Genomic DNA, 9,340 nt, shown 5'->3' with positions numbered 1-9,340 from the left:
GCCCCGAAGGGTGCGATGCGCGTCGTCGCGGGTCCCGGCGGCGTCTTCGAGGCAGCCGATGCCGTCCGCGAACGGTTCCGTTCGGCGACGGCCGGCCTCTGGCCCGATGCCCGGGGGCTCGTCCCCGCGCTGGTTGTCGGCGACACCTCGCACACCCCGCCCGACCTCACGGCGGTCATGCTCGAGACGGGACTCAGCCACCTCAGTGCGGTCTCCGGCTGCAATGTGACGTTCGTCCTCGCCGCCGTCCTCTGGCTCTGCGGAACCGTCGGCATCCGGCGTCCGTGGCGGCCACCGGTGGCCGCCCTCGGGCTGATCGGCTTCGTGGTCCTGGCCCGCCCCGAGCCGAGTGTCGTGAGGGCGGCCGTCATGGGCGTCGTCGGCCTGCTGGCGCTCTCCACGTCTCGTCGTCGGGCGGGGGTCCCCGCGCTCGCCGCCGCGATCGCGGTGCTGCTCGTGTGGGATCCGTGGCTCTCCCGCTCCTACGGCTTCGCGCTGTCGAGCGTCGCCACTCTCGGTCTGCTCGTCCTCGCCCCGCCGTGGGGTCGCGCCGCGGCGCGCTGGTTGCCGGGCCCGCTCAAGCCTCTGGGACGGGTGCTCGCCATCCCGGTCGCCGCCCAGGCGGTCTGTGCCCCGCTCGTCGTGCCGCTGCAGGGCAGCGTGTCCCTCGTCGCGGTCCTCGCCAACCTCCTGGCCGCGCCGTTCGTGGGGCCGACGACCGTCATCGGTGTCGTGGTCGCGCTCGTGTCGGTAGTCTGGGTCACCGGAGCCGGGTGGCTGGCTTGGGGAGCCGCCCTCCCGGCACAGGCGATCGCCGCGGTGGCCAGGTGGTCTGCCGGGCTGCCCTTCGACAGCCTCGACTGGGGAGACTCCGCAGGTGCAGCGGTCCTGCTCGCCGGCCTCACCGCCGGCGTCATCGCCACCGCGCCGTGGGCCTGGCATCGCAGCCGACACCGTCCGACGGTGGCCGTGGCCGTCGTCGTGCTCACGGCGGGCCTCGGCCTGCCGACGGCCCCGATCGCGTGGCCGCCGCCGGGATGGTCCCTGATCGCCTGCGACGTCGGTCAGGGAGACGGTCTGGTGGCGGACAACGGCAACGGGCACGTCGTCGTCATCGACGCCGGCCCGGACCCCGAGCCGATGCGCGCGTGCCTGGACCGTATCGGCGCGGCAGCCGTCGACCTCGTCGTGCTGACGCACTACCACGCCGATCACGTCGGGGGCCTGAGCGCTGTCCTCGAGCGCCCGGTGGCCGAGATCCGAGCGTCGCCGGTGCTCGACCCGCCTGGAGAGGCGGCTCGGGTAGCGCGGTTGGCCGCTGCGGCCAAGGTGCCGCTCGGCGAGCTGCGCGCCGGGCAACGACTGGCCGTCGGGTCGGTCACGGCGGACGTGTGGTGGCCGGCACGTCGGATCGACGCGGGGTCGGTGCCCAACAACGGCTCCGTCGTGATGACACTGCATCTGCGCGGCACGACCATCCTGCTCGCCGGCGACATCGAGCGCGAGGCCGCAGGACAGGTGCTGCACGAGGCCCAGCTCGACCCGCACCGCTGGGGACACATCGACGTGCTCAAGGTGGCCCATCACGGGTCGAGCAACCGCGACGACCGGCTCCTGGACCACATCGACGGGCGGCTCGCGCTGATCAGCGTCGGTGAGGGCAACGACTACGGCCATCCGGCGCCCGCAACGATGACGTCGTTGCAGGACAGGGGTTTCGAGGTTCACCGCACCGACCTCGAGGGTGATGTCGCGGTCGTCGCCAGCGGGGGGAAGGTTCGAGCCGTGGCGAGGTGAGGCGCCGGGAGGGCCGGAGATCAGGCGGGGTTGGTCGGCGCCGTCGGGTCGACCGGCTCGTCCGCGGGACCGGCTGAGGCACGTTGCACCTCACCGGCGGCAATGGTGGGGCTGTCGGCGAGCTCGAAGTCCGCGAAGTCGAACCCGGGCGAGACGAGGCAGCTGACCAGGGCGTCAGCGGGCCGCGGCACGGTGCGCTGCCAGACGTGGGCCGGCACCACCACTTGGGCCACCTCGCCCGCCGCGAGGTCGAGACCCAGCGCGACGGTCTCCGCGTCGCCCTCGGCCTCGGGGGTGGCTCCGTCACCTCCGAGCTCGAGGACGACCGAGCCGGTGTGGGCGAGCCAGACCTCGTCCGAGGACACCCGGTGCCACGACGAGGACTCACCCCTCGGCAGCAGGAAGTGGATGAGCGTGGCCGTCGCACGGACCCGTCCGTCGGGAAGGGACACCGTCTCCGGGGAGACCCACGTCTGGCGGTACCACCCACCCTCGGGGTGCGGCTGCAGGTGGAGGACGTCGGCGAGAGGCGGGCGCATGGTCCCCATCATCCCCGACCCGCAGCGACGAGCGATCAGTCCTTCGTCACCGACGGGTCGGCGCGCTTCGGCGGCCACGGGAAGAAGCCGCTCGTGCGGCGCACGTAGTCGGCGTAGTCCGGACGGCGGTCGCCGATGTCCTTCTCGAGGAGCTTCTTGCCGGTGCCGCCGTAGAGGTTCCACACCATGACGGCGGGGGACAGGATCGTCAGCACGCCGGGCCACGCACTCGCCGCGACGAGGAAGAGGCCGGTCCACACGGCGGCGTCGCCGAAGTAGTTCGGGTGCCGGGTGTAGCGCCACAGGCCCGTGTCGAGCACCGTGCCCTTGTTGGCGGGGTCGTTGCGGAAGCGGGTCAGCTGCAGGTCGCCCACGGACTCGAAGAAGAAGCCGACGGCCCAGACGAGGACGCCGAGCCACAGGACCGCGGCGACGCCGCCCTCGACGAACATCGCGACCTGGACCGGGAGGGAGACGAACCACATGATGACGCCCTGAGGCAGGTAGATGTGCAGCAGGGCGTAGACGTCGGGGTTGCCGTCGGCGCGCTTCAACATCGCCTCGTAGCGCGGGTCCTCGCCCTTGCCACGTGACCTGCTGGAGATGTGGCCCGCGAGCCGGAGCCCCCACACCGCCGTCAATGCGAGCGCGAGCCACCGTCGGAGCCCGTCACCGTGACCACCGCTCGTGAGGAAGGCCGTGAGTGCGATGGCGACGAAGCCCAGCCCCCACGTGACGTCGATGACGGCCTGCTTCCCGACGCGCAGGGCGACGACGAAGGTGAGGCCGAGGACGACGACGACGGCGAGCGCCGTGAGCAGGAGGGTGCGTCCGAAGGCCCCACCGTCGAAGCCGACGGCCCCGGAAGCGGTCAGGGCCGTGGGGGCGAGGGTCGTCCAGACCGACGACACCGTGGTCACCAGGCCCGGACGGGCGGCATACCGCTGCGTCCGTCGGCGGTCGGCTTGACGGCGAGGATCTGGTCGACGCCCATGCGGCCCTCCTCGAAGGCCAGCGCGCCGCCGACGAGGTAGAGGCGCCACACGCGGGCGACCTCTTCGCTGACCATGGCGACGACGCGGTCCCAGTTGGCCTCGAAGGTGTCGTACCACGCGTTGACKGTCCACACGTAGTGCTCGCGGAGCGCATGCACGTCGCGGACCTCGAGGCCGGCCTGCTCGACGAGGTCGACGGTCTCGCCGACGGGTCGCATGTGCATGTCGGGAGCGATGAAGGCCTCGATGAACGGGCCGCCGCCGGGCCGGGTCGTGCGCGACATCTGCTGGATCAGCGCCCGGCCACCGGGCTTCAGCAGCCGGTGGATCTGGCCGGTGAACGTCGGGTAGTTGCGCTCACCGACGTGCTCGCCCATCTCGATCGAGGAGATCGTGTCGAACGGGCCGTCGGGGACCTCGCGGTAGTCCTGCAACCGGATCTCGACCCGGTCCTCGAGCCCATGCTCACGGATCCGTGCGTCGATGAACGCCTTCTGCTCGCTGGAGATCGTCACGCCGACGACCTGCGCGCCGAACTTCTCGGCTGCGTGGAGCGAGAGCGACCCCCAGCCGCAGCCGATGTCGAGGTGGCGCCCTCCGGGCTCGATCCCGAGCTTGCGACAGACGAGGTCGAGCTTGTCGCGCTGGGCGTCCTCGACCGTGTAGCCGGGTTCGGTGCTCGTCCAGTAGCCGCAGGAGTAGGCCATGTGCGGGTCGAGGATGAGGGCGTAGAAGTCGTTGGACAGGTTGTAGTGGTGCTCGATCGCCCTGCGGTCGCGGGATTTCGTGTGGAGGCGACCACGGAGCCGGGCCTGGGAGACGGGCGGCTCGGGCGGCAGCCCGACGACCCCGAGGTCGAAGGCCGTCCGGATGCCGTTCCTGGCGACGGCGGCCACGGCGCCGGCCGACGGGCGACCACCCGTCAAGGCCCGGGCTCCCGACCAGACGCGTCTGAACCCGTCGAGCAGGTCCCCCTCGACGTCGAGCTCGCCGGTGACGTACGCCTGGGCGAGGCCGAGCTCACCGGGGTGGCGCAGGAGCCGGCGCAGGGCCGCCGGGTCGCGCAGGACGACGGTCGGGGCATCGTCGGGACCGGCGACGGAGCCGTCCCAGGCCTTGAGGCGCAGGGGAAGCCGGCCGCCGAAGAGGGGCTCGACGACTGCCGCCAACCGCGCGGCGATGCCGTTCGCACATGAGGACGCCGCGGAGGGGGCGGGAGCGTCGGGGCGGTCGTCGGTCATGGTCATCGGGTGGCCTCTCGTCGGGGGTCTGCACGGGATGATTCGGGGCCGGCGGCGCGTCGGATGGGAGAGCGCGGCAGCCCCTCATGGAGATACCCCCACGGCAGCGTCACGTCTCGAGTCGCCCGCGGCCACGAGCCCGTCGGGACCGAGCACGGCCGCGCCCACCCCGCCGAAGTACATGTGGGGCCCGGGATAGCGGTGCGATGGCAGGCCGCGCGCCCTGACGGCGGCTGCGATGTCGTCGGACGGCTCGTGCTCGACGCTCGGGGACCCGTCGTCCATGAAGCGCACGTGCAGGCGCGGTGCGTCGATGGAGCGCTGGAGGTCGTCGCCGCGCAGCAGTCCCCGTCCGAGCACCTGCATGAGGGCGGTCGTGATCCGGTCGGCGCCGGGGGAGCCGACGGTGAGCGCCGCCCCCGTGGCGCTCCGTCCGGTCGTCGGTGCCATGTTGGACGCGAGGCGGGTGCCCGGTGCGACGGCGTGCAGCCCGAGACGGTTGAGCTCGGGCTCGCCCAGGGCGTTGTTGAGCAGGATCCCCGTTCCCGGGATCACCATGCCGGCGCCGTAACCGGAGGACATCGTTATGGCACAAGCGTTTCCGTCCTCATCGACCACCGACACGTGTGCGGTCGAGGCCGACGTCGGCAGCCCCGCCAGCCCGTGTCGTTCGACCGCCTCGAGAAGCGCGTGTCCCGCAGCGTCGAGGTCACTGGACTGGTCGTGGACGGAGAGACGGTAGCCGAGCACCTTGCGCTGGATGTCGATGACCTCCGCCCACGTCCAGTGCTCGTGGCGGGCGAGCTGGCCGAGCATGGCCGCGAGCATCGGTCCGCCCACGGAGGGCGGGGGGTTGAGGGCGATGTGCCACGCCCCCATGTTCCGCATCGTCGGGGTGCGCTCGACCGCCTCGTATGCCGTGAGGTCGGCCCGGGTGATGAGCCCACCGTTGGCGGTCATGTCCTCCACGAGCACCCGTCCCACGGCGCCGGTGGTGAAGAGTGAGACCCCCTGCGCCCCAAGCAGGTCCAGGATGTCAGCGAGATCGGCGTTGACGGACGTCTCACCAGGCTCGAGGGGGCCGCCGTCGGCGCCCGTCACGAGGGCATGTGCCTCGGGGTCGTCGCCGAAGAGGGAGTCACGGACGATGGCCAGGTAGAGGGCTGCAGCCGCGCCGATGCGGTACCCCTCCCGACAGGCGCGGGCAGACGGCTCGACGAGACGCCTCCAGGGCACCGTTCCGAAACGGTCTCGCGTCACCGAGAGTGCTTGGAGGGCACCGGAGTTGGCGACGGCGCGGTGTCCCGCCCCGATCGTCACCCCGCCGCCGTATTCGGTGACAACCTGGCGCACCCCGTGGCCGAACGCCGACTCGTCGAGGCCCCGCCCGGGCATCTCGACGTTGCCGTCGATGACGACCGGGTCGGAGCCGGCGAGCCAGACGTTGACGAAGGCGCCCCCCATGAGGCTGACGACGCCGGGCTCGGTGCTCATGGCGGCCAGGGACGCGGCGATGGCAGCGTCGACGGCGTTCCCGCCCTCCGCGGCCACCTCGAGCCCGGCTCGGAGCGCGGCGGGTCCTGGGGCGGCGACCGCGACCCTGGTCATGAGGTGGCTCTGCCGCTCGAGTGGTACTCCGGGTTCGGCACGAAGCCGAGGGCGGACGACACCCGGTTGGTGAGGTTGAACATCCCGACGACCTGCACGAGCTCGACCACCTGGTGGTCGTCGAGCCCGACGGCGCGGAGCGGCTCGAGATCTCGCTCGGTCACCTCGTCGGGGTGGAGCGTGAGCTTCTCGGCGTAGGACGCCATGGCGGACTCCCGCTCGGCAAGCGCCGCCTGCCGCCAGTTCGACGCGACGAGGTCGGCCGTGACGGCGTCGCCGGTGTACTCGCGGAGCGCGGCGCCGTGGCTCACCTCGCAGTACGTGCAGCGGTTGACGCTGCTGACGACGACGGCGAGCAGCTCGCGGTCGGCATTCGACAGGTGCCCCTCCTTGTTGACGAGGAGGTTGAAGTAGCCCCACCACGCGAGGAACTGCTCGCCGTTGACCGCTTGGGCGCGGAAGACGTTGGGCACGAAGCCGAACGCCTCCTGCGCCTTGTCCCACAGGCGGCTCACGCCCTCGGGGACGTCGTCGCGCTCGGGCACGGGCAGGTAGGAGATGCGCTCGTGGTCACCCATGAGGCCACCGTATGCCGGGTGGTGCCCGCGCGCCCGTGACGCGCCCGTGTGCTGCTGGCGGTCAGGCCTTGGCTGCCACGAGCTGGGCGGGGGACGTCTTCGGGTCGGCGCCGGCGGCCTCGCACAGTGCGTCGAGTGCCGCGGCCACGGCGGGGACGCGCTGGAGGTCGGATGTCGTGACGGCGAGGATCTGCCGCCGCGACGCGGGCGTGAGCGGCAGGGTCGCGACCTCGTCGTGCTTGGCGGCGTTGAGGATCAGGTCGGGCACGAGCGCCACTCCGAGACCGGCCGTGACGAGTCCGAGCTGGGCGACGTAGTCCTCCGTCTCGAAGGCGACGTTCGGGCGGAACCCCGCCGTGTCGGCGAGGGACAGCAGGTGCCCGCGGCAGCGAGGGCATCCGGCGATCCACTCCTCGCCCGAGAAGTCGGCGAGCGACGCCGCATCGTCACCGGCGTGCGGGTGGGTGCCCGGCACGACGAGTCGCACCTCGTCGTTCATGAGGCGGCGCGTGACGAGCAGGGAGAGGTCCTCCTCGAGCTCGCCGAGGTCGCCGCCCTCGTAGGCGAAGGCCACGGCGACGTCGCAGTCGCCGTTGCGCAGGGCCGCGAGCGACTCCGGCGGCTCGGCCTCGGTGAAGGTCACGGTGATGTCGGGGTGGCGGGCCTTGAGGATGGCCAGGGTGCGCGGCACGAGCGTGGCCGACGAGCTGGGGAAGGCCTGCAGGCGGACCCGTCCGGCGCGCAGCCCGGCGATGGCCGTGATCTCCTCCTCGGCGGCGTCGAGCGCAGCGAGGACGCCGACCGCGTGGCGGGCGAGGACCTGACCGGCCTCGGTGAGCCGCACCTGGCGACCGTAGCGCTCGACGAGGACGGTTCCGGTGCGCTGCTCGAGGCGTCGGACCATCTGCGAGATGGCCGGCTGGGTGAAGCCGAGCGCGTTGGCGGCGCTCGTGAAGCTTCCCTCGTCGGCGATGGCTTTCATGACGCGCAGTCCGGCAGCATCGATCATGCGTCCATCATAACGGATGATTATGGAAGTAGGGAGAATCTGGGTGTCGCGTCGACCCCGCTCGCAGGGGCACCGGCGGCCCGGCGCCGCCCAAGGTGCGCAAGGCCGAGCTGCGCCGTCGTGCCGTCACACCCTCGACATGGGATCGGGAGGCGGCGCCGGTCGACGTAGGCTGACCCGGTGCAGCAGGCGAACGGCGTACCTCCGCAGCAGACGATGACCGCGGCGACGACTCGGCTGTCGACGTCGCGCACGCTGCCGCTCGAGACGCACGATCTCGGCACGTTCGAGGACCTCGTCGACCTCGTCAGTGGCGGTGGAGTGGTCGTGCTCAGTGGTGCCGGCCTCTCCACGGAGTCCGGCATCCCCGACTACCGGGGACCCGACGGCACCCGCCGCGTCCAGCCGATGACGTACGGCGAGTTCGCTGGGTCGCCGGAAGCGCGACGGCGCTACTGGGCCCGCAGCTACATCGGCTGGCAGCGCTTCGACGCGGCCGAGCCCAACGAGGGCCACCGCGTCGTCACCGACCTGCAGGCGGCCGGGTACGTCGGGCCGATCATCACCCAGAACGTCGACGGCCTGCACCAGGCGTCGGGAGCGACCGACGTCATCGAGCTGCACGGCTCCCTCGATCGTGCTGTCTGTCTCACGTGCGGCGAGTACACGTCGCGAATCGGCTTGCACCAGAGGATGACCGAGGCGAACCCCGGCTTCATGGACCGTTTCGCCGAGGCGGCACGCACGGTGGGTTCGCAGTGGGGCGAGCAGGTGCGGCCCGATGGTGACATCGTGCTCGCCGACGCGCTCGTCGACTCGTTCCACCCGCCGCGCTGCCTGGTCTGCGGCAACGACACCGTCAAGCCCGACGTCGTCTTCTTCGGCGAGTCAGTGCCCAAAGCCCTTGTCGAGCAATGCTTCTCGATCGTCGAGGGCGCTGGCGCGGTGCTCGTGCTCGGATCGTCGCTGTCGGTGATGAGCGGCTACCGCTTCGTACGTCGCGCGCACCAGCGCGACGTGCCGGTCGCCATCGTCACGCGATCGGCGACGCGCGGTGACGCGCAGGCGACGCTGCGTCTGCACGCACCGCTCGGTCCCACCCTCGAGGACCTGCGCCGCGCCCTGAGCTTCTGAGCAGCGTCGCCATCGGATCACGGCGACGAGTCGCGTTCGAGCTGAGGGCCTACTCGGCCACCGACCTCACCGGTCGCGCCTCCGTGCCGTCGCGCAGGTCCCACAGCTCTTTGGTCTGCACGCCCCAGTAGACGCAGAAGAGCACGATGATGATCGCCTCGGCGATGAGGACGACGTGGTCGAAGCCACTCGAGGTCAGGGCCGTCAGCACCGTCACCGCGAGCGCCAGGGCCAGGGCCACCGCGATCGCGATGTAGATCCGCTTGTAGACGGCGCCCTGGTGGGAGGCGACGGACCGGTGGCGCTCCTCGGCGCGCAGCGCGCTGAGGACCATGACGGCGATGACGCCCGCGACCATGGTGCCGGCGGCGATGCCGTGRCTCAACGCGATGAACCGGTCGCGCAGGACGAGGAAGAGCGCGAGCTCGCCGAGCAGGAC

General features: G+C 71.7%; 9 protein-coding genes. 2 read left to right on the top strand and 7 right to left on the bottom strand.

The annotated features are described in order from the left end of the window. Positions 1-1,797, top strand: a 1,797-nt coding sequence (locus AC1DP0_RS12755; RefSeq protein WP_478084932.1) for a ComEC/Rec2 family competence protein, incomplete at its 5' end; no start/stop codon positions are given. Between the two features lie 20 nt (positions 1,798-1,817). On the opposite strand, the gene AC1DP0_RS12750 is transcribed toward AC1DP0_RS12755, so the two are convergent. The 6 genes from AC1DP0_RS12750 to AC1DP0_RS12725 form a co-directional block, all read right to left on the bottom strand. Beyond that, positions 1,818-2,336, bottom strand: a complete 519-nt coding sequence (locus AC1DP0_RS12750) for a cupin domain-containing protein (protein WP_478084931.1) — start codon at positions 2,334-2,336, stop codon at positions 1,818-1,820. A 35-nt stretch (positions 2,337-2,371) separates the two neighbouring features. Continuing rightward, positions 2,372-3,256, bottom strand: a complete 885-nt coding sequence (locus AC1DP0_RS12745; protein ID WP_478084930.1) for a DUF1295 domain-containing protein — start codon at positions 3,254-3,256, stop codon at positions 2,372-2,374. Continuing rightward, positions 3,253-4,578: a class I SAM-dependent methyltransferase gene (locus AC1DP0_RS12740; protein ID WP_478084929.1), complete on the bottom strand. Its 1,326-nt coding sequence runs from the start codon at positions 4,576-4,578 to the stop codon at positions 3,253-3,255. The genes AC1DP0_RS12745 and AC1DP0_RS12740 overlap by 4 nt, the downstream gene beginning before the upstream one ends. Positions 4,579-4,656: 78 nt before the next feature. Beyond that, the gene (locus tag AC1DP0_RS12735; RefSeq protein ID WP_478084928.1) at positions 4,657-6,180 is read right to left on the bottom strand and encodes a gamma-glutamyltransferase; all 1,524 of its coding nucleotides are present in this window, start codon (positions 6,178-6,180) and stop codon (positions 4,657-4,659) included. Next, positions 6,177-6,758 (bottom strand): peroxidase-related enzyme, encoded by a 582-nt coding sequence (locus AC1DP0_RS12730; protein WP_478084927.1) that lies wholly within the window; start codon positions 6,756-6,758, stop codon positions 6,177-6,179. Before AC1DP0_RS12730 ends, AC1DP0_RS12735 begins: the two co-directional genes overlap by 4 nt. Positions 6,759-6,819: 61 nt before the next feature. Next, positions 6,820-7,767 (bottom strand): LysR family transcriptional regulator, encoded by a 948-nt coding sequence (locus tag AC1DP0_RS12725; protein ID WP_478084926.1) that lies wholly within the window; start codon positions 7,765-7,767, stop codon positions 6,820-6,822. Positions 7,768-7,947: 180 nt separating this feature from the next. Here AC1DP0_RS12725 and AC1DP0_RS12720 point away from each other — a divergent pair, with 180 nt between their 5' ends. Next, positions 7,948-8,901 (top strand): Sir2 family NAD-dependent protein deacetylase, encoded by a 954-nt coding sequence (locus AC1DP0_RS12720; protein ID WP_478084925.1) that lies wholly within the window; start codon positions 7,948-7,950, stop codon positions 8,899-8,901. Between the two features lie 49 nt (positions 8,902-8,950). On the opposite strand, the gene AC1DP0_RS12715 is transcribed toward AC1DP0_RS12720, so the two are convergent. Further along, positions 8,951-9,340, bottom strand: a 390-nt coding sequence (locus AC1DP0_RS12715) for a hypothetical protein (protein WP_478084924.1), incomplete at its 5' end; no start/stop codon positions are given.

This window comes from Terrabacter sp. P5_B1 (assembly GCF_056400505.1).
The sequence above is the reverse complement of the archived record's forward strand: the minus strand, read 5'-3'. Positions and strand labels throughout refer to the sequence as shown.